The 19,868-nt window shown below is 41.1% G+C and carries 12 protein-coding genes, 6 tRNA genes and 3 rRNA genes; 14 read left to right on the forward strand and 7 right to left on the reverse strand.

Translation table 11 applies throughout. The features are described 5' to 3' along the window. Nucleotides 1-126: 126 nt before the first annotated feature. Both V5M36_RS03265 and V5M36_RS03270 read right to left on the reverse strand, forming a co-directional pair. The gene (locus V5M36_RS03265) at nucleotides 127-936 is read right to left on the reverse strand and encodes an MBL fold metallo-hydrolase (protein ID WP_338561989.1); all 810 of its coding nucleotides are present in this window, start codon (nucleotides 934-936) and stop codon (nucleotides 127-129) included. A gap of 267 nt (nucleotides 937-1,203) precedes the next feature. Next, complete coding sequence (locus V5M36_RS03270; RefSeq protein WP_338561991.1) at nucleotides 1,204-1,839, reverse strand: peroxiredoxin; 636 nt, start codon at nucleotides 1,837-1,839, stop codon at nucleotides 1,204-1,206. Nucleotides 1,840-2,164: 325 nt separating this feature from the next. Between V5M36_RS03270 and secA the strand changes: the two genes are divergently transcribed. From secA to V5M36_RS03310, 8 genes are all read left to right on the forward strand, one after another. Then, a complete protein-coding gene (gene secA / locus V5M36_RS03275; RefSeq protein ID WP_338561993.1) occupies nucleotides 2,165-4,879 on the forward strand; it encodes a preprotein translocase subunit SecA in 2,715 nt (904 codons plus the stop codon). A 173-nt stretch (nucleotides 4,880-5,052) separates the two neighbouring features. Next, the gene (locus V5M36_RS03280) at nucleotides 5,053-5,400 is read left to right on the forward strand and encodes a hypothetical protein (protein WP_338561995.1); all 348 of its coding nucleotides are present in this window, start codon (nucleotides 5,053-5,055) and stop codon (nucleotides 5,398-5,400) included. Between the two features lie 197 nt (nucleotides 5,401-5,597). Continuing rightward, entirely contained in the window at nucleotides 5,598-6,818 is a 1,221-nt protein-coding gene (argJ, locus tag V5M36_RS03285) for a bifunctional glutamate N-acetyltransferase/amino-acid acetyltransferase ArgJ (protein ID WP_338561997.1), read from the forward strand. A 123-nt stretch (nucleotides 6,819-6,941) separates the two neighbouring features. Next, nucleotides 6,942-8,009: a quinolinate synthase NadA gene (nadA, locus tag V5M36_RS03290; protein WP_338561999.1), complete on the forward strand. Its 1,068-nt coding sequence runs from the start codon at nucleotides 6,942-6,944 to the stop codon at nucleotides 8,007-8,009. A 157-nt stretch (nucleotides 8,010-8,166) separates the two neighbouring features. Next, nucleotides 8,167-8,243, forward strand: a tRNA-Pro gene (locus tag V5M36_RS03295). Between the two features lie 47 nt (nucleotides 8,244-8,290). Continuing rightward, nucleotides 8,291-8,367, forward strand: a tRNA-Arg gene (locus V5M36_RS03300). 38 nt (nucleotides 8,368-8,405) lie between these two features. Beyond that, nucleotides 8,406-8,481: transfer RNA gene (locus V5M36_RS03305), tRNA-His, on the forward strand. 18 nt (nucleotides 8,482-8,499) lie between these two features. Continuing rightward, nucleotides 8,500-8,576: transfer RNA gene (locus tag V5M36_RS03310), tRNA-Pro, on the forward strand. Between the two features lie 171 nt (nucleotides 8,577-8,747). Here V5M36_RS03310 and V5M36_RS03315 read toward each other — a convergent pair. From V5M36_RS03315 to V5M36_RS03325, 3 genes are read right to left on the reverse strand one after another with little or no spacing between them, the layout of a single operon-like run. Beyond that, nucleotides 8,748-9,227 (reverse strand): OmpA family protein, encoded by a 480-nt coding sequence (locus tag V5M36_RS03315; protein WP_338562001.1) that lies wholly within the window; start codon nucleotides 9,225-9,227, stop codon nucleotides 8,748-8,750. A gap of 18 nt (nucleotides 9,228-9,245) precedes the next feature. After that, nucleotides 9,246-10,463, reverse strand: coding sequence for a diguanylate cyclase domain-containing protein (locus V5M36_RS03320; RefSeq protein WP_338562003.1), 1,218 nt, complete (start codon nucleotides 10,461-10,463; stop codon nucleotides 9,246-9,248). Between the two features lie 3 nt (nucleotides 10,464-10,466). Then, nucleotides 10,467-10,856 (reverse strand): YfiR family protein, encoded by a 390-nt coding sequence (locus tag V5M36_RS03325; protein ID WP_445206305.1) that lies wholly within the window; start codon nucleotides 10,854-10,856, stop codon nucleotides 10,467-10,469. A gap of 642 nt (nucleotides 10,857-11,498) precedes the next feature. Between V5M36_RS03325 and V5M36_RS03330 the strand changes: the two genes are divergently transcribed. From V5M36_RS03330 to V5M36_RS03355, 6 genes are all read left to right on the forward strand, one after another. Beyond that, a 16S ribosomal RNA gene (locus V5M36_RS03330) occupies nucleotides 11,499-13,036 on the forward strand. A gap of 61 nt (nucleotides 13,037-13,097) precedes the next feature. Continuing rightward, a tRNA-Ile gene (locus V5M36_RS03335) sits at nucleotides 13,098-13,174 on the forward strand. Nucleotides 13,175-13,223: 49 nt separating this feature from the next. Beyond that, nucleotides 13,224-13,299 (forward strand) — tRNA-Ala (locus V5M36_RS03340). A 368-nt stretch (nucleotides 13,300-13,667) separates the two neighbouring features. Continuing rightward, nucleotides 13,668-16,562: ribosomal RNA gene (locus V5M36_RS03345) — 23S ribosomal RNA — on the forward strand. A 165-nt stretch (nucleotides 16,563-16,727) separates the two neighbouring features. Beyond that, nucleotides 16,728-16,842 (forward strand): 5S ribosomal RNA (gene rrf, locus V5M36_RS03350). The 16S, 23S and 5S rRNA genes sit together here with 2 tRNA genes alongside, the layout of an rRNA operon. A gap of 319 nt (nucleotides 16,843-17,161) precedes the next feature. Next, nucleotides 17,162-18,391 carry a glutamate carboxypeptidase gene (locus tag V5M36_RS03355; RefSeq protein WP_445206323.1) on the forward strand — a complete coding sequence of 410 codons (1,230 nt, stop codon included), beginning with the start codon at nucleotides 17,162-17,164 and terminating at the stop codon, nucleotides 18,389-18,391. A gap of 43 nt (nucleotides 18,392-18,434) precedes the next feature. On the opposite strand, the gene V5M36_RS03360 is transcribed toward V5M36_RS03355, so the two are convergent. Together V5M36_RS03360 and V5M36_RS03365 are read right to left on the reverse strand one after the other, a co-directional pair. Further along, on the reverse strand, nucleotides 18,435-19,178 hold the full coding sequence (locus V5M36_RS03360; RefSeq protein ID WP_338562006.1) for an amino acid ABC transporter ATP-binding protein: 744 nt from the start codon (nucleotides 19,176-19,178) through the stop codon (nucleotides 18,435-18,437). A gap of 11 nt (nucleotides 19,179-19,189) precedes the next feature. Beyond that, a complete protein-coding gene (locus V5M36_RS03365) occupies nucleotides 19,190-19,867 on the reverse strand; it encodes an amino acid ABC transporter permease (protein WP_338562008.1) in 678 nt (225 codons plus the stop codon). Nucleotide 19,868 lies beyond the last annotated feature (1 nt).

Here is a 19,868-nt window from a genome sequence, read left to right on the forward strand (position 1 = left end):
ATTTGTTTTCAATCATCATGTTTAGAGTTGTTTAAAAAGGGTTCGAGCTTTGCTTTCGAACCCTTTTTATGTTTTAGGATCAAAACGCTTTTCTATTTTTTGATTGGTATCACTTTAGATCTTCGATTATTGATATTTTCTTAAATCCTCTGGATCGTGTGCGCATATGATTTCAATACTGGGTTGAGTCATTGATAAGTTTTGTATTTGTTTTAAGCTCTGAATGCGTTGTAGATTGTCAGTGGCAAATAAACGCTCAGTGAGTTCTAAAGCGGGGAGTTTCACTTTCGGGTTCAGTTGTCGATGCGAATAATAGGCGTCACCGCAGAATAATAACCAATTATTTTTTTGCTTAATCGCAATCCCGCAATGGCCTTCTGTATGCCCAAGAAGTGGAATCATTAAAATCTCATCTTTAAAAAGTTTAAAACCTTGTACTCTAGCTAAGTTATACCAAGGCTCACCAAACTCAGGTTCAATAAAATTCCAGTAACGGTGCTGTTTAAATTGTTCAGATTTATAGCGAATTTTATTTTTATAGTTAAAGTTTTGTGTGGCATTAAATTCACTTGAAAGAATATGAACTGTAGCCTGTGGGAAATCCGAAATTCCGCCAGCATGATCAAAATCTAAATGCGTGACCAGAATATGTTTGACATCAGAAGGCTTAAAACCTAATTTTTGAATCTGTGAAATTGCGGTCAAATTGATATTGTTTTGAAAGTTGCCAAATTTTGCAATGATAGAACCTAAACGTAGCTGAGTATGTAAATAATCCTGCATTCCCAAACCTGTATCAATCAACACCAAACCTTGATCTGTCTCAAGTAACAGGCAATGACAGACCAGTTCTGCTTTGAGTCCGCGCTGTCCAAAAAGAGGAGCGCAGTAGAGGCAGAAACTTCCGCAATTTAAGTGATGTACTTGATGAATCATGATCAAATTTTTTAAGTCGTTTAAAATGTTATAGCTGAATTTTGCAGTAGCAACAAATTGAAATTTGAAAATGCTTAAATACACGCATATCAATAATGCAGATATCAATAAACAATGAAGATATCAATAAACAAGCAACCATAAAAAAACCTGTCCGAAGACAGGCGTTGTAAATTTAAGACGGCTCGTCAAAGGAGTCTTAAATGTATAAAAAATATCAGTACTTCACTTTATTTTTTCTCTATACATGACTATTAAGTTTTCAGCTTATTTCGGTTGCGCTGTTAAGCGTAAATAAGGCGTCACTGCTTTATAGCCTGTTGGAAAGCGTTGCTGTATTTCAGCTTCATCTTTCAGAGATGGCACAATAACGACATCATCACCTTGTTGCCAATTGGCTGGAGTCGCGACTTTATAATGATCTGTGAGTTGTAAAGAATCTACCACCCTTAAAATTTCATGAAAATTACGTCCAGTAGATGCAGGGTAGGTAATGATTAAGCGAACTTTTTTAATGGGATCAATAATGACTAATGAGCGTACTGTTAAAGTTTCACTGGCATTCGGATGGATAAAATCATATAAAGTCGAAACTTTACGATCTTTGTCGGCAATGATTGGGAAATTTACCTCAGTGCCTTGCGTATTATTAATATCTTTAATCCAACCATGATGTGATTCGACATCATCGACTGAAAGCGCAATAACTTTAACGCCACGTTTTTCAAATTCATCTTTTAATTTTGCGGTATATCCAAGTTCAGTAGTACACACTGGGGTGTAATCGGCTGGATGTGAAAACAGGATTCCCCAACTATCTCCTAGGAAATCATGAAAATGGATGGTTCCTTCACTTGATTCTTGTTCAAAGTCGGGAGCAATATCACCTAGATGCAAACTCATCTCTATATTCCTTTTTTAGTTTTGTGTATTCGCTTCACTATTACGCATAATCTTTATAATTAAAAATAGTGTTTTTAGATTTTATTATGAAAATAATAGATAAGAAAGGCTTAAGTATTAAAAATTGTATGCAAATAATCGGATTCACCTATACTTAAGTCTGTCGATTTTGCTACATTAATGCGCCGTAACTCATACGTCGTAGATATTTGATCGGATTTTTTTTGAATGCTTTTGTTTAAAACTCTTGTACTTCAAATTTCTAGCACCATAATAACGTCTGAGAAAAATTTATTTTGATAAGCAAGTTTTAGAGAGTTTATACATGTTGGCAAGTCTGATCGGAGGTATCTTCGGTACTAAAAACGAGCGCGAACTGAAGCGTATGCGTAAAATTGTCGAGAAGATCAATACGCTCGAGCCGACGATATCTGCACTAAGTGACGCGGATTTATCTGCAAAAACCGAAGAATTTAAACAACGTTATACTAAAGGCGAAAATTTAGATCGTCTATTACCTGAAGCTTTTGCGGTTTGCCGTGAAGCTGGTAAAAGAATTATGGGGATGCGTCATTATGACGTTCAGCTCATCGGTGGTATTACCTTACATGAAGGTAAGATTGCTGAGATGCGTACTGGTGAAGGTAAAACCCTGATGGGTACTTTGGCTGTGTATCTCAATGCGATTAGCGAACAAGGCGTTCACGTGATTACCGTGAACGACTATTTGGCGCAACGTGATGCTGAGCTGAACCGACCACTCTATGAATTTTTAGGTTTGAGCGTAGGGGTAATTTACTCTATGCAAAATCCGATTGAAAAATCAGAAGCCTATCGCGCTGATATTACGTATGGTACCAATAACGAATTCGGCTTTGACTATCTTCGCGATAACATGGTGTTTTCTCTCGCTGAGAAAAAACAACGTGGTTTGAGCTATGCCATTATTGATGAGGTCGATTCAATCCTGATTGATGAAGCGCGTACACCATTGATCATTTCAGGACAGAGTGAAGATTCATCTCAGCTTTATGCTGCGATTAATGCGATTCCACCGAAATTAAAAGCGCAAAAAGAAGAAAAAGTAGCCGATGGTGGTCACTTCTGGATTGATGAAAAGCAACGCTCTGTAGAAATGACAGAAGTCGGCTATGAAGCTGTTGAATCAGAACTGATTGAAATGGGATTATTGGCAGAAGGCGAAAGCTTATATTCAGCAGCAAATTTGAACTTGGTTCATCATGTGACTGCAGCGATTCGTGCGCATTATCTCTACCAACGTAATGTTCAATATATTATTAATGATGGCGAAGTCATTATTGTCGATGAAAATACAGGTCGTACGATGCCTGGTCGTCGATGGTCTGAAGGTCTACATCAAGCGGTTGAGGCAAAAGAAGGTTTAGAAATTCAACCTGAAAACCAAACGCTTGCAACGACAACATTCCAGAACTATTTCCGTTTATATAAAAAGCTTTCAGGTATGACAGGTACTGCTGATACTGAAGCAGCGGAAATGAAAGAAATTTATGGTTTAGATGTGGTGTTAATTCCAACACATCGTCCAATGATTCGTAATGATCAAAATGATTTAATTTATTTAAATCGAAATGGTAAATACAACGCGATCATTGAAGAAATTAAAAAAATTCATGAAGCAGGTGTCGCACCAATTTTGATTGGTACGGCAACGATTGAAGCTTCAGAAATTCTTTCAGATAAGTTGAAAGAAGCGGGTATTACTCATGAAGTATTAAACGCTAAACAACATGAGCGTGAAGCCGATATTATTGCGCAAGCAGGTTCACCTCGTGCGGTAACCATTGCCACCAATATGGCCGGTCGTGGTACCGATATTTTATTGGGTGGTAACTGGAAAGCGAAACTCGAAAAAATCGAAAACTATTCTGCTGAAGACTCGGTGCGTCTTAAAGAAGAATGGGAAAAAAACAACCAAATGGTATTGGACTCTGGTGGTCTACATATTATTGGTTCAGAGCGCCATGAATCACGTCGTATCGACAATCAGCTTCGTGGTCGTTCAGGTCGTCAGGGGGACCCAGGTGTTTCACGTTTCTTCTTGTCCTTAGAAGATGATTTGATGCGTATTTTTGCTGGTGACCGTGTGGTTGGCATGATGCGTGCCATGGGCTTGCAAGAAGATGAAGCGATTGAACATAAAATGGTGTCGCGTTCAATTGAAAATGCCCAACGTAAAGTTGAAGCCCGAAACTTTGATATTCGTAAAAACTTGCTGAAATACGATGACGTCAATAATGAACAACGTAAGATTATTTATTCTCAACGTGATGAAATTTTAGCAGAAAGTACACTTCAAGATTATATTGAAGAAATGCATCGTGAAGTGATTAAAGGTGTCATCGGAACATATATTCCATCTGAATCAATCCATGATCAATGGGATATTCCTGGTTTAGAATATGCTTTACTCAATGATTTAGGGATTAACTTACCTGTTCAGCAATGGTTAGATCAAGATCGTCGTTTGGATGAGGAAGCATTGGTTGAACGTATCACTGATGCTGTGATCGAACGTTATCGCGGTCGTCGTGCACAAATGGGTGATGAGTCAGCGGCTGTATTAGAACGTAACTTCATGTTGAGTTCTTTAGATCGTCATTGGAAAGATCACCTTGCAGCAATGGATTATTTGCGTCAAGGGATTCATTTACGTGGTTATGCGCAAAAAAATCCAGAGCAAGAATACAAAAAAGAAGCATTTAATTTGTTTGTGAGTATGCTTGCCGTGATTAAATCTGATGTTGTTACTGACTTATCATTGGTGCGTTTACCAACGCCTGAAGAACTTGCAGAGATGGAAGCACAACAACAGGCTCAAGCTGAAGCAATGCAGTTGTCTTTGTCTCATGCAGAAGTCGATGGTCTGACAGGTGAAGAAATGCCAAGTCAGGATGATGTTGATTTGTCGAATGTGGTGATCACACCACCGGAAAGCCGTAATGCTCCTTGCCCATGTGGTTCAGGACTAAAATATAAGCAATGTCACGGTAAAATCTAATCCGGACATATCTTTGAAACAAAAAAAGCAGAACCAAGTGTTCTGCTTTTTTTATGACTGATTTGATGTTTAACTTTTTTATGAAGTGAATTGGTGACTAGATGTGAATAAGGATTGCCAAATAAACAGGTTAATGTTATTTACTTGTTATGTTTGAGAGATTTGGATATAAAATGAAAACAATACTAAAATGTGTTGCTGTTGCTCTTTTTGCTTTACCTACCTTGGCTATCGCAAATACTGTTCCGCAGACAACAACTTTAGAAAAAGTACAAGCTGCACAAGGCGTAACAACGGCACAAACTGAAGTAAAAAATGACTCTACAACTGTAATTAGCCCGCGTACTGGTATTCGTTATACCTTAGGTAATACAGCAGGACGTCCAATTATCTTGCAAACAGCTGCTGTTGCTGCTGTTACTCCTGCAACAGTGAATCGTATCGTCGCGACTAATCCTGCTTTGTCAGCATCAAGTCAAGAAAAAGCGAAACAAGCTTTACTGGCTCAAGTGACAGAATAAAATTTAAAAATTAACAAACGTATAGAAAAACCAGTACCTTACTGGTTTTTTTGTTTTTGCAGATTCATGAAGCATTTTTCTAGATCCATAAAGCATGGGCATTCAGGAATCCAATCATGATGGATGTTTATTCTCTCGATTTTTAACTGAATTTCTACTAAGCTTAATTTTCAATTTTATATGTTGGACAATTTAAAATGGCGGTGGGTGACGTAGCAATGCCACAGATGCACGTGGTAAAAGGTGTAAAAATTGGAACTGCGGAAGCGTATGTACGTTATCCAAACCGACGTGATGTGGTCGTATTTGAGTTCGCTCAAGGAACCAATGTTGCAGGCGTATTCACTCAGAATGCGTTCTGTGCTGCGCCTGTGCATGTTTCTAAGGCGCATTTAGCTGAAACAAACCCACGTTATTTGGTGATCAATACGGGCAATGCTAACGCTGGTACAGGTTTATTGGGCATGCAGAATGCAGAAATGACCTGTGCTGAGTTTGCGAAAGTCGCAAACGTAAATAGCAATGAAGTTTTACTCTTCTCAACAGGCGTTATTGGTGAGCAATTGCCTATGGAGCGTCTCACTTTAGGGCTTAAACCTGCATTTGAAGATCTAAAAGAACAGGCGTGGGCAGAGGCTGCTTCAGGCATTATGACCACAGACACTTTACCCAAAGGTGCATCTGAGCAATTTGAAATCGATGGGATTGTTTATACCATGACTGGTATTTCAAAAGGTGCAGGCATGATTCGTCCAAATATGGCGACCATGTTGGGTTTTGTAGCCACAGACGCCCCGATTTCAAAAGTATTGGTACAACAGTTATTGAAAACGACAGTCGAACAGTCTTTTAATCGGATTACCGTTGATGGTGATACCTCGACCAATGACTCTTGTATTTTTGCTGCGACAGGGCAAGCAGGAGGCCTAGAAATTACATCTGAACACGATCAGCGCTATGAAACCGTCTTAACAGTGCTTACACGTGTCATGAAGCGCCTAGCGCAGCTTATCATTCGTGATGGTGAGGGTGCGACTAAATTCATTACTGTTGCCGTTCAAGGTGGTGCAAACATTCAAGAGTGTTGTGATATTGCCTATAGCATTGCTCATTCACCTTTGGTTAAAACGGCATTTTTTGCATCTGATCCAAACTGGGGGCGTATTTTGGCAGCCATCGGTTATGCTGGAGTTCCAGATTTAAATGTTGAAAAAATTCAAGTTTGGTTAGATGATGTACAAATCTGTAAAGATGGCGGTGCTGCAGAAGACTATACTGAAGAAGCTGGCGCTAAAGTCATGAACCAAGCTGAAATCACCATTCGTGTTGATTTGGGTCGTGGTCAGGCTAAAGATACGGTCTATACCTGTGATCTGTCATATGATTATGTCAAGATTAACGCAGATTATCGTTCTTGATTTAAAAGCCTCCATTGTGAGGCTTTTTTATGGTCGATTTAAACGATGGGTAAAGAGTTCATAAAGAACATCAATAAGCATATAATTGCTTGATAACAAGCACTTTGGGTAGAGAAATTTAGAATGAATGATGCAACCAATTTAATTGCTAATGAAGCAAAAACGATTGTCCAGGCACATTTAGATCTTCTGGGTGAAGCTAAAACACATGTTTTAAGCCCAGAATTGAAACAACAAAAATTTGAGGAAATACAATTTGAATTAAAAAAACGCAATGCTGTATTGGTTGCTCACTACTACTGCGATCCAGAGGTTCAGGAACTTGCAGAATTGACTGGTGGTTGTGTCTCTGACTCATTGGAAATGGCACGTTTTGGTCGCGATCATGAAGCCACGACACTGGTTGTTGCTGGTGTTAAATTCATGGGAGAAACATCAAAAATCTTATCGCCCAATAAAACGATACTTATGCCAACATTAGAGGCAACTTGCTCGTTGGACTTGGGTTGTCCTGAAGATGAATTCGGCGCATTTTGCGATGCACATCCTGACCATACTGTCGTGGTTTATGCAAATACCTCAGCAGCCGTTAAAGCTCGTGCAGATTGGGTTGTAACTTCGAGTTGTGCAGTTGAAATTATTGAGTATATTGACAGCTTGGGTGAGAAAATCATTTGGGCACCAGATCAACATTTGGGTCGCTATATTCAAAAGAAAACTGGTGCAGAGATGTTGTTGTGGGACGGTTCATGCATCGTGCACGAAGAGTTTCGAGCGCGTGGCATTGAACAAATGAAAACACTGTACCCCAATGCTGCAGTACTGGTACATCCAGAATCACCAGAATCGGTAATAGCGGTGGCGGATGCTGTAGGAAGTACATCTCAGTTGATTCAAGCGGCACAGGATTTACCGCATGACACCATGATCGTGGCAACGGATCGAGGAATTTTTTATAAAATGCAGCAGATGGTGCCAAACAAGACATTAATCGCGGCGCCAACAGCGGGCGAGGGTGCTACTTGTCGTTCATGCGCTCATTGTCCTTGGATGGCAATGAACGAACTGGAAGGAATTCTTCAGGTTTTACGTCATGCAGATCAAGAAATTCATGTTGACCCAGAACTTGCAAGACGCGCGAAGCTTCCCTTAGATCGAATGTTAGACTTTAGCGCCTCATTAAAGCGTTAAAAATAGCCAAAATGTTTGATAAATATACACTTGAAGCGTTTTTTCATTTTTTTTTGAATATAGGTGTTGACGTGAAACAACGTCACGCCTAGAATGCACACCGTACCGAACGATAGATCACACGAGAAGTTGAACGGTACAAAAAGCTGAGATGAATCGGAGCATGGCGCAGTTTGGTAGCGCACCTGGTTTGGGACCAGGGGGTCGTAGGTTCGAATCCTACTGCTCCGACCAATTCTTCAAGGCAAAGGTTTTCCAGTGGTATCAGTATCATCGGTAATGCGCCTGTAGCTCAGTTGGATAGAGCATCCGCCTTCTAAGCGGATGGTCACAGGTTCGAATCCTGTCAGGCGCGCCATCGGTCGCTTGATATTATAGAGCCAAAATGATGTAATGGTGGATGTAGCTCAGTTGGTAGAGCCCCGGATTGTGATTCCGGTTGTCGCGGGTTCGAATCCCGTCATTCACCCCAACTCTTGTAGTTGAAAATCGGAGCATGGCGCAGTTTGGTAGCGCACCTGGTTTGGGACCAGGGGGTCGTAGGTTCGAATCCTACTGCTCCGACCATTTTTAAAGTGTTTAAATGTTTAAGTAAATAATCCGCTTAATTGCGGTATTTTTTTGTCTAAAATTTGATGTTATTTTTTTTTAGATTAAAACATTTAGTTTTAATAAATACGTGGTGCAAAAAAAGATCTCTTGGGAGATCTTTTTTATTGGGTTTTTAAGAAGTGATTTTTAAGGGGTAATAATAACAGTGACTCGTCTGTTTTCAGCGCGTGCACGATCAGAATCATTTGTGTTGAGCGGTTGGCTTGAGCCGCGTCCAACCACCACGATATTATGTGGGAGAAACTGATTATTTAGAAAAATTTGAGCAACACTTTGAGCACGTTTTTGCGAAAGTGTCAGATTGTATGTTGGATTACCAACATTATCTGTATGACCGATGATGCTGAGTTTATTTAAATTATACTTTTTAAGTTGTATTGCTAATGTGCTGAGTAGGGTTTCATTTTTGGATGAAATTTCAGCTTCATCAAACTCAAATAACAATTGCTCTGGTAAACCTAAGCTCCATCCCTCTTCAGTTAAAACAAAACCTTGCTTCTTCAACATTTTAACTTGTTTATAGTTGAGTGAGCCAAAACTCAAACATCCTGATAATGCGAGACAAGCTAGCCCGAGTAGTAGAAGTTTTATTTTGCTGTTGAACATAGATATAACCTACTGGTGTTAATGTTGGTAGATAAACCAATGGTGCTTAAGCGTTTTTGCTTTGTACATTGCTTGGTCAGCCTGTGAAATAAAATCTTCAGGACTTTGTGCATCTTTGGCAATGGCAATGCCTAAACTAAAACTAAAGTAAATATCTTGACCTTTGTAATGCAGTGGAGCTTCACAACATTTGATTAAATTTTCCGCGATAGAAATCAGATGTTCGATTTGAGTCACTGATTTTATGATAATCGCAAATTCATCCCCGCTCAAACGTGCGACAAAATCATTTTGACGAGTACTTTGTTTTAAACGCACAGCCATCTCTTGTAAAACGGCATCCCCAATTGGATGGCCATACTTGTCATTGATGGCTTTAAAGTTATCATTATCAATGAAAATTAAGGCTGTTTGATTACGCGTCGCTTCATTATCATACACATTACAAAGCATTTGATAAAAATAATTACGATTTGGAAGTTGGGTTAAATCATCATGTTGTACTTGATATGAAAGTTTCAAATTTTCCTTTTCTAAGCGAGTATGCCAAGATTGAATTTCACCTAGTAATTGATTAAAAACGAAATTTAAGTGATCAAACTCTCTAATTTTACTTTGAGGAAAACGTAAGTTATAAGCTTTTTGAGTGCTGACTAATTTTGCAATGTGAATGATGGGTGAAATTGACCGCATAATATGTTGGTATGTCGTGTTTACTGACCACCATAGGGCAAAAATTATAAAAACCATCCCTAGAAATAGTGCACACAAAATTTTAACGATAAAGATGATAATTTCTGTAGAGCTGCCATACAGTATAACTTCACCCACATTTTGGCCATTATGAGTGACATTCACTTTAATCGGTTCTTTAAAAAAGATTTGATCAAAGGCATTTTGTAAAGTCGAGTTATGGGATATGACCTTAACACTCTTGGCTATTTGTTGGCCATTTTTCGCCTTCACTTCGATTAAGCGTACAGAGTGTTGGACGGTATATTCATTGATAATTTCGGATAATGTAAGCTGATCGTGAAATACGAGAGCAGGTTGTACCCTTTCTGATATCGTACGACTAATCAGTTCTAAATTCTGTTTAGCATAGGATTTAACAGTCAAAACTGAGATTGATGCAAATATTAATGTGCAGATTAAGAATGTAATCCCAAAAATAATAAATTGAGATCTACGAAAGAGTGATTGTAGAGAGCTGAGTGCAAAATATTTATTCAACATGGCTTACTCCGAACTCTGGGCTAAGAGTAAGACTCGAGGATCTACATGTATTTTTGCTTTAGCTAAACTATCTAAATTCACTTTGAATTGAGTATTGCCGCTTTTAGTACTATATAAACAGAAGGCACTGCCGATTTCACATTCGATATTGTTGTTGCTAAAAGAAAGTAAGGGTGGTGTTGACGCTGATATGAGCTTTTGTTCATTAACAGGTGTGGTATTGCTAAAAAAGATTGCATCACACTCTTTTATACTTGGATCTTTAGATTTGACCGAATTGGTTTTGATCGGGCTGCTTTGCTGCTTAATCGTGCGGCTAAAGTTCTCCAGCATATTTGGATTATCTACAATACAGAGTGAGGGGGTGGATGTGTTCCACTTGACGTAGCTCATTATAGATAAAGTCATCATATATATATTATGTGAAGAATTGGCATGCAGAAGGCTACTTAAGCTGAGTAACGCCCCTAAACATAAAATTTTTTTAAAATTAAAAAATGCCATTTCTATAATAAATATTCTAATAAATATGATTTGGTCTATTCTAAACAAAATCTAGCAATATATATAGCTTAAAAAACAGCACAATTTTGATAAGTATTTGCATTTTTGCGTAATAAATCGACATTTGGTCATAAAATTTGAAAATAACTTAAAAAAGGGGTTGTGTGGTGAAGAAAATGCTGTAGAATGCACATCCATCGGCGGTGATGTTGATTAAAACTTGTTGAGAAACAAGGATTTAGCTGAAAGGTTTAAATCTTTAATGTTTTGAAGGAGTTTAAAATTAATGAACAAAACCTGTTGACTATTCTCTGAAAGAGAGTAGTATAGCCGACCTAGCTTGCTGGTGACGAATCAGCAAGAAGATCATTAAGAGATTATGAAGAACAACTTGTGTGGATTTTTACTGGTTGATTGATCGAAATTATTTTCATTGATTGATGGTAGAAATTACTCGAAGTTTATTTGAGAAATATTTGTCAGAAAATTGATGAGCCAAGATTGGTGCCCTTTAAGGCACTAAGCAATATTAAACTGAAGAGTTTGATCATGGCTCAGATTGAACGCTGGCGGCAGGCTTAACACATGCAAGTCGAGCGGGGAAAAGTAGCTTGCTACTTGACCTAGCGGCGGACGGGTGAGTAATACTTAGGAATCTGCCCATTAATGGGGGACAACAGTTGGAAACGACTGCTAATACCGCATACGCCCTACGGGGGAAAGCAGGGGATCTTCGGACCTTGCGTTAATGGATGAGCCTAAGTCGGATTAGCTAGTTGGTGGGGTAAAGGCCTACCAAGGCGACGATCTGTAGCGGGTCTGAGAGGATGATCCGCCACACTGGGACTGAGACACGGCCCAGACTCCTACGGGAGGCAGCAGTGGGGAATATTGGACAATGGGGGGAACCCTGATCCAGCCATGCCGCGTGTGTGAAGAAGGCCTTTTGGTTGTAAAGCACTTTAAGCGAGGAGGAGGCTACTTAGATTAATACTCTGAGATAGTGGACGTTACTCGCAGAATAAGCACCGGCTAACTCTGTGCCAGCAGCCGCGGTAATACAGAGGGTGCGAGCGTTAATCGGATTTACTGGGCGTAAAGCGTGCGTAGGTGGCCAATTAAGTCAAATGTGAAATCCCTGAGCTTAACTTAGGAATTGCATTCGATACTGGTTGGCTAGAGTATGGGAGAGGATGGTAGAATTCCAGGTGTAGCGGTGAAATGCGTAGAGATCTGGAGGAATACCGATGGCGAAGGCAGCCATCTGGCCTAATACTGACACTGAGGTACGAAAGCATGGGGAGCAAACAGGATTAGATACCCTGGTAGTCCATGCCGTAAACGATGTCTACTAGCCGTTGGGGTCTTTGAGACTTTAGTGGCGCAGCTAACGCGATAAGTAGACCGCCTGGGGAGTACGGTCGCAAGACTAAAACTCAAATGAATTGACGGGGGCCCGCACAAGCGGTGGAGCATGTGGTTTAATTCGATGCAACGCGAAGAACCTTACCTGGTCTTGACATACAGAGAACTTTCCAGAGATGGATTGGTGCCTTCGGGAACTCTGATACAGGTGCTGCATGGCTGTCGTCAGCTCGTGTCGTGAGATGTTGGGTTAAGTCCCGCAACGAGCGCAACCCTTTTCCTTATTTGCCAGCGGGTTAAGCCGGGAACTTTAAGGATACTGCCAGTGACAAACTGGAGGAAGGCGGGGACGACGTCAAGTCATCATGGCCCTTACGACCAGGGCTACACACGTGCTACAATGGTCGGTACAAAGGGTTGCTACCTAGCGATAGGATGCTAATCTCAAAAAGCCGATCGTAGTCCGGATTGGAGTCTGCAACTCGACTCCATGAAGTCGGAATCGCTAGTAATCGCGGATCAGAATGCCGCGGTGAATACGTTCCCGGGCCTTGTACACACCGCCCGTCACACCATGGGAGTTTGTTGCACCAGAAGTAGGTAGTCTAACCGCAAGGAGGACGCTTACCACGGTGTGGCCGATGACTGGGGTGAAGTCGTAACAAGGTAGCCGTAGGGGAACCTGCGGCTGGATCACCTCCTTAACGAAAGATTGACGATCGGTAAGAATCCACAACAAGTTGTTCTTCATGAAGATGTATCTGAGGGTCTGTAGCTCAGTTGGTTAGAGCACACGCTTGATAAGCGTGGGGTCACAAGTTCAAGTCTTGTCAGACCCACCACTCTGCGAACTTTACAGATAAAAAGATACATCGATCTATATGATAAGCTGGGGACTTAGCTTAGTTGGTAGAGCGCCTGCTTTGCACGCAGGAGGTCAACGGTTCGACTCCGTTAGTCTCCACCATTCACTTTAAGTGAATAAGCTGAGAAATTATAGAACTTAGTGAATATCAACCATTGATTGGTTTGAGTTTATTAAGTTCTGTGATTTATCACAGTTTCTAGACCTGACGAAGGCTAGAAAAATCATTAACAGAATATATTTGAGTTGAAATAAATTGTTTAAGGCTCAACATTAAATTGACATTTAAATGTGACACGCAAGTGACATGTTTGTATTGAGATAGAATGTTGAGAAACTAGCGATTAACTGAATCAAGCGTTTTGGTATATGAATTAGATTGAAGCTGTACGGTGATTAAATTCACAGTGCGTCAAACTGTAATGTTGAATGTTCTGCTTGTAAGAACAATCGACTGTTTGGGGTTGTATAGTCAAGTAATTAAGTGCATGTGGTGGATGCCTTGGCAGTCAGAGGCGATGAAAGACGTAATAGCCTGCGATAAGCTCCGGGGAGGCGGCAAATATCCTGTGATCCGGAGATTTCTGAATGGGGAAACCCACTTACCATAAGGTAGGTATTGCATGATGAATACATAGTCATGCAAGGCGAACGAGGGGAAGTGAAACATCTCAGTACCCTTAGGAAAAGAAATCAATTGAGATTCCCTTAGTAGCGGCGAGCGAACGGGGAAAAGCCCATTAAGTCATATAAGTTCTAGTGGAATGCTCTGGGAAGTGCAACCGTAGTGGGTGATAGTCCTGTACACGAAAGGGCTTATATGATGATGTCGAGTAGGGCGGGGCACGTGAAACCTTGTCTGAATATGGGGGGACCATCCTCCAAGGCTAAATACTCCTGACTGACCGATAGTGAACCAGTACCGTGAGGGAAAGGCGAAAAGAACCCCTGTGAGGGGAGTGAAATAGATCCTGAAACCGCATGCATACAAGCAGTGGGAGCCGGCATTGAGTCCGGTGACTGCGTACCTTTTGTATAATGGGTCAGCGACTTACATTCAGTAGCAAGGTTAACCGAATAGGGGAGCCGTAGAGAAATCGAGTCTTAATAGGGCGTTTAGTTGCTGGGTGTAGACCCGAAACCAGGCGATCTATCCATGAGCAGGTTGAAGGTTGGGTAACACTAACTGGAGGACCGAACCCACTGTCGTTGAAAAGCCAGGGGATGACTTGTGGATAGGGGTGAAAGGCTAATCAAGCCTGGTGATAGCTGGTTCTCCCCGAAAGCTATTTAGGTAGCGCCTCGGACGAATACCATTGGGGGTAGAGCACTGTTTCGGCTAGGGGGTCATCCCGACTTACCAAACCGATGCAAACTCCGAATACCAATGAGTACTATCCGGGAGACAGACTGCGGGTGCTAACGTCCGTAGTCAAGAGGAAAACAATCCAGACCGCCAGCTAAGGCCCCAAAATTATAGTTAAGTGGGAAACGATGTGGGAAGGCATAGACAGCTAGGAGGTTGGCTTAGAAGCAGCCATCCTTTAAAGAAAGCGTAATAGCTCACTAGTCGAGTCGGCCTGCGCGGAAGATGTAACGGGGCTAAAACTATATGCCGAAGCTGCGGATTTGCAATTTATTGCAAGTGGTAGGGGAGCGTTCTGTAAGCCGATGAAGGTGGATTGAGAAGTCTGCTGGAGGTATCAGAAGTGCGAATGCTGACGTGAGTAACGACAAAACGAGTGAAAAACTCGTTCGCTGAAAGACCAAGGGTTCCAGTCCAACGTTAATCGGGGCTGGGTGAGTCGACCCCTAAGGCGAGGCCGAGAGGCGTAGTCGATGGGAAATTGGTTAATATTCCAATACTTCTGTGTAATGCGATGAGAGGACGGAGAAGGTTAAGTCAGCCTGGCGTTGGTTGTCCAGGTGAAAGGCTGTAGGCATGCATCTTAGGCAAATCCGGGGTGCTCTATGCTGAGAGCTGATAGCAAGCTAGTTTACTAGCGAAGTGGCTGATACCATACTTCCAGGAAAAGTCTCTAAGCTTCAGTTACACAGGAATCGTACCCGAAACCGACACAGGTGGTCAGGTCGAGTAGACCAAAGCGCTTGAGAGAACTCTGCTGAAGGAACTAGGCAAAATGGTACCGTAACTTCGGGAGAAGGTACGCTGTCGACGGTGATAACCCTTGCGGTTTGAGCGGTTGACAGCCACAGAAACCAGGCCCCTGCAACTGTTTATTAAAAACATAGCACTCTGCAAACACGAAAGTGGACGTATAGGGTGTGATGCCTGCCCGGTGCTGGAAGGTTAATTGATGGGGTTAGCGTAAGCGAAGCTCTTGATCGAAGCCCCAGTAAACGGCGGCCGTAACTATAACGGTCCTAAGGTAGCGAAATTCCTTGTCGGGTAAGTTCCGACCTGCACGAATGGCATAATGATGGGGGCGCTGTCTCCAGCAGAGACTCAGTGAAATCGAATTCGCCGTGAAGATGCGGTGTACCCGCGGCTAGACGGAAAGACCCCGTGAACCTTTACTGCAGCTTGACATTGAACTTTGATCTTACTTGTGTAGGATAGGTGGGAGGCTTTGAAGTCGCGACGCTAGTTGCGATGGAGCCAATCTTGAAATACCACCCTGGTAATATTGAGGTTCTAACTCTGCTCCATTATCTGGAGCGAGGACCATGTCTGGTGGGTAGTTTGACTGGGGCGGTCTCCTCCTAAAGAGTAACGGAGGAGTACGAAGGTGCGCTCAGCGTGGTCGGAAATCACGCGTAGAGTATAAAGGCAAAAGCGCGCTTAACTGCGAGACCCACAAGTCGAGCAGGTACGAAAGTAGGTCTTAGTGATCCGGTGGTTCTGTATGGAAGGGCCATCGCTCAACGGATAAAAGGTACTCTGGGGATAACAGGCTGATACCGCCCAAGAGTTCATATCGACGGCGGTGTTTGGCACCTCGATGTCGGCTCATCTCATCCTGGGGCTGAAGCAGGTCCCAAGGGTATGGCTGTTCGCCATTTAAAGAGGTACGCGAGCTGGGTTTAGAACGTCGTGAGACAGTTCGGTCCCTATCTACCGTGGGCGTTGGAAATTTGAGAGGATCTGCTCCTAGTACGAGAGGACCAGAGTGGACGAACCTCTGGTGTACCGGTTGTGACGCCAGTCGCATCGCCGGGTAGCTATGTTCGGAAGGGATAACCGCTGAAAGCATCTAAGCGGGAAGCCTACCTCAAGATTAGATTTCCCTAGGACTATATGTCCTCTAAAGAGCCGTTGAAGACTACAACGTTGATAGGTTGGATGTGGAAGCATAGTGATATGTGAAGCTGACCAATACTAATTACTCGTGAGGCTTGACTATACAACACCCAAACAGTTGGTGTTGTTGATCTAATTGATACAAAAACCTTGATTTAGTGAAAGCTAGTCCTTAAACTGCAACTCAAATATAGTTCTGTTAATAACTCTTTTGGTAGAAAGCTTTGGCATCTAAATAAGACCAATGCGAGTATCCATAAACAGTTGTGCTGGCGACAATAGCAAGAGTGAACCACCTGATCCCTTCCCGAACTCAGAAGTGAAACCTCTTCGCGCTGATGGTAGTGTGGGGTTACCCATGTGAGAGTAAGTCATCGCCAGCTCATTAATTCTAAAACACCCCCAACCCGAATAGCCTTGCTATGAGAGTTGGGGGTGTTTTTTTATGCGCAAAATAAAGAAATAAAATAGGAGAAAAAAGGAAAAAGAAAAGCTTCTAAAGTGATACGGGTTTTTTATTTAATGGGCTAATTTTATTCATATGCTTTAGAGATGTCATTATTAATTTTAAATCAAAAAAAAGCTTGAAAATTACTATAATATTGAACATATTAAAATCTTAAATATTATAAAAAGGGATTTATAGTGAACAAAAAATTAGACTTCGCGGTTCAATCTTTTTCAAGAGTTGCAATTTTAGGAATTACGTCCCTATTCATCGCTCAAAATATATATGCCATTTCATCAGATGAGTTAAAAAAAGTGGTTGTTGAGGACCAAGCTGCTTATTTGAATACATTGAAAGAATTGGTGCATATTGAATCAGGGAGTAAAGATCTTCAAGGCTTAAATCAAATGGCTAAGGTGGTCAGTGATAAACTTAAATTGCAGGGTGGATTAGTAGAAATTATCCCTACGAATGATATTTATCGAATGGATGATACGCCCGAAAAAGTTGGTCCAATGGTAAAAGCTGTATTTAAAGGAAAAGGTAAATCTAAGGTTATGCTCATTGGGCATATGGATACAGTTTATCAAAAAGGTATGTTAGAAAATCAACCATTTAGAGTTGAAGGTGAAAAAGCCTATGGTTTAGGAATTCTTGATGATAAACAAGGTATTGCTGCAGGACTACATATTGTTAATATTTTTAAGAAAATCAATTATCAAGACTATGGTACTTTAACCATTTTATTTAATTCTGATGAAGAAATTAGTTCTCCAGGTTCACGAAAAACCATTACTGAAATTGCACAAAATCAAGATATTGTTTTGTCATTTGAGGGGGGTGGTAAGGATGGTAATTTACGCTTAGCAACCAGTGGTATTGGTGCGGCATATTTAGACATTAAGGGTAAAGCTTCACATGCAGGTGTCAAGCCAGAAGAGGGGGTGAATGCGCTGACGGAGCTTGCTCATCAAATTGGGCAGTTGCAAGATTTAAGTCAATCAAAAACAGGTCTAAAGCTGAATTGGACTGTTGCGAATGCAGGAAAAACACGTAATGTAATTCCTGATCAAGCTACGGCACAAGCTGATGTACGTGCTTTGAAAGTTGAAGATTTTGAAAATGTTGAAAAGACTCTTCTGGAGAAAGTAAAAAATAAAAAATTAGCAGATAGTCAGGTTGCTGTAAAATTTGAAATTCGACGACCACCACTAGTGGCTAATGATAATTCGCATAAATTAGCTGAGCTGGCCCAAAAAATTTATAAAGATGAATTAGGGTTGAATTTAAAAGTCTCCACAACGCCCACAGGCGGTGGAACAGATGCTGCATTTGCTGGTTTAAAATCTAAAGCAGCAGTTATTGAAGGAATGGGTTTATCAGGTGATGGAGCACATTCTGATACGGCAGAGTATATTCTCATTGATAGTATTGTGCCTAGACTTTATTTGGCGACACGTTTAATTATGGAAGCATCAAAATAATTTTCTTGAATTAAAGAAGCCCCAATAGTGGGGCTTCTTTTGTTTAATGTACGACAGAAATTTTTTCTAAGAAGTGCTTAGTACGTTCATGGCGATCTTCAGGTTTATTAAAGAAATCATCTGTTGCACAATCTTCAAGAATCTTTCCTTCATCCATGAAAATAATACGGCTGGATACTTTACGTGCAAAACCCATTTCATGAGTTACACACATCATCGTCATACCTTCTTTGGCCAGTTGCGTCATCACTTCGAGCACTTCTCCCACCATTTCTGGATCAAGAGCAGATGTTGGCTCATCGAATAACATACAGACTGGATCCATACATAAGCCACGCGCAATCGCGACACGCTGCTGCTGGCCACCAGAGAGTTGACCGGGAAATTTATCCTTATGAACAGTTAAGCCGACACGTTCTAAATATTGAAGCGCCTTTTTTCGTGCCTCATCCTTAGAGCGATCGAGTACTTTCATTTGACCTATCGTCAGGTTTTCCAAAACAGTCATATGAGGGAATAATTCAAAATGTTGAAATACCATTCCCACACGTGAGCGGAATTTGGCTAAATCCGTTTTGGAATCTTTCAGAGGTGTTCCATCAACAATGATATTTCCTTGCTGAAAAGGTTCTAAAGCATTTACCGTTTTAATGAGGGTTGATTTTCCAGAACCTGAGGGACCACAAACCACAACCACTTCACCTTTTTCGATGGCAGTAGAACAGTCCGTTAAGACTTGAAAATCACCATACCATTTTGAGACATCTTGTATTTCTATCATTGGCATTTTGATTCTCCTTATCGAATGATGGCTATTTTTTGATGTAAACGCTTCACCAAACGTGACAGCGCAAAGGAAATAACGAAGTAAATTACAGCGACCAGTAAGTAGAATACTGCCTTGGTTTCAGAACCGTAAGTATTGGCCAGTGTGTTTGCATTACCCAAGAAATCTGGTGCACTAATGACATAGACCAATGAAACGTCTTGGAAAAGGACAATGGACTGGGTCAAAATGATCGGCAACATATTGCGAAAAGCTTGCGGCAGCACCACAAATGACATCGTTTGTCGGTATGTAAAACCAAGCGCATAACCTGCATTGACCTGTCCTTTAGACACAGATTGAATGCCTGAACGTACAATTTCTGAAAAGAATGCTGCTTCAAAAATGGCAAAGGTCACCACACTTGAAAATAATGGTCCATAATAGGTGTGATATTGAAAGTCAAAAAACTTAGGCAGTAAAAAGTAAAAGATAAATATGACTTGAATCAGTGGTACTCCACGGAAAAAGTCGACATAAAACTTGGCAAATCCACTGGCGATTTTACTGTTTGATAATCGCATCATGGCAAGTGGAGTACCAATCAAAATACCACCGATAATCGATAAAACAGTGACGGTAATGGTAAATTTGAAGCCTGCCAGAAGGGTAGCAATGACATCTTCATTTTGTAAAATACTAAAATCCATG

It is taken from the genome of Acinetobacter sp. KS-LM10, assembly GCF_036896575.1.
Taxonomy (GTDB): Bacteria; Pseudomonadota; Gammaproteobacteria; order Pseudomonadales; family Moraxellaceae; genus Acinetobacter; species Acinetobacter avistercoris.

Coding starts and splice junctions, on each gene's coding strand:
- V5M36_RS03265 (WP_338561989.1), bottom strand. CDS start 936: ATGATTCATCAAGTACATCACTTAAATTGCGGAAGTTTCTGCCTCTAC.
- argJ (WP_338561997.1), top strand. CDS start 5,598: ATGGCGGTGGGTGACGTAGCAATGCCACAGATGCACGTGGTAAAAGGT.
- V5M36_RS03270 (WP_338561991.1), bottom strand. CDS start 1,839: ATGAGTTTGCATCTAGGTGATATTGCTCCCGACTTTGAACAAGAATCA.
- V5M36_RS03360 (WP_338562006.1), bottom strand. CDS start 19,178: ATGCCAATGATAGAAATACAAGATGTCTCAAAATGGTATGGTGATTTT.
- V5M36_RS03325 (WP_445206305.1), bottom strand. CDS start 10,856: ATGAGCTACGTCAAGTGGAACACATCCACCCCCTCACTCTGTATTGTA.
- nadA (WP_338561999.1), top strand. CDS start 6,942: ATGAATGATGCAACCAATTTAATTGCTAATGAAGCAAAAACGATTGTC.
- V5M36_RS03365 (WP_338562008.1), bottom strand. CDS start 19,867: ATGGATTTTAGTATTTTACAAAATGAAGATGTCATTGCTACCCTTCTG.
- V5M36_RS03280 (WP_338561995.1), top strand. CDS start 5,053: ATGAAAACAATACTAAAATGTGTTGCTGTTGCTCTTTTTGCTTTACCT.
- V5M36_RS03320 (WP_338562003.1), bottom strand. CDS start 10,463: ATGTTGAATAAATATTTTGCACTCAGCTCTCTACAATCACTCTTTCGT.
- V5M36_RS03315 (WP_338562001.1), bottom strand. CDS start 9,227: ATGTTCAACAGCAAAATAAAACTTCTACTACTCGGGCTAGCTTGTCTC.
- secA (WP_338561993.1), top strand. CDS start 2,165: ATGTTGGCAAGTCTGATCGGAGGTATCTTCGGTACTAAAAACGAGCGC.